The 467-nt window shown below is 52.5% G+C and carries 1 protein-coding gene; it reads right to left on the bottom strand.

Annotation, left to right across the window (positions count from 1 at the left end; genetic code table 11):
* Positions 1-467, bottom strand: a 467-nt coding sequence (locus AB4486_RS27915) for an aldehyde dehydrogenase family protein (protein WP_372120060.1), incomplete at both ends; no start/stop codon positions are given.

Genomic DNA, 467 nt, shown 5'->3' with positions numbered 1-467 from the left:
TCGCTAAGCGATCGCTGGTTGCTAACGCTTGACCCGCTTCGCTACCAAAACCATTGACGATGTTGACCACGCCAGCAGGCAGAAGATCGGCGATCTTCTCCATCATCACTAGGATCGATGTCGGTGTTTGCTCAGCAGGCTTCATCACCACACAACAGCCCGCAGCAAGTGCTGGAGCCAGTTTCCAAGCCGCCATTAAGATCGGGAAGTTCCAAGGAATGATCTGCCCAACCACACCGATGGGTTCTGGGAAGTGGTAACTCGCCGTGTTTGAATCTAGCTCAGCTGCGCTGCCTTCTTGCGCTCGGATACAACCCGCGAAATAACGGAAGTGATCGACAACCAAAGGAATATCTGCCGCTAAGGTTTCTCGCACAGGCTTGCCGTTTTCCCATGTTTCAGCGACTGCGATTTCTTCTAGATTCGCTTCAATGCGGTCGGCAATTTTGAGCAGGATGTTAGAACGC

The sequence above is a fragment of the Vibrio sp. 10N.222.55.C6 genome, assembly GCF_041473395.1.
Lineage (GTDB): Bacteria > Pseudomonadota > Gammaproteobacteria > Enterobacterales > Vibrionaceae > Vibrio > Vibrio crassostreae_C.
The sequence above is the reverse complement of the archived record's forward strand: the minus strand, read 5'-3'. Positions and strand labels throughout refer to the sequence as shown.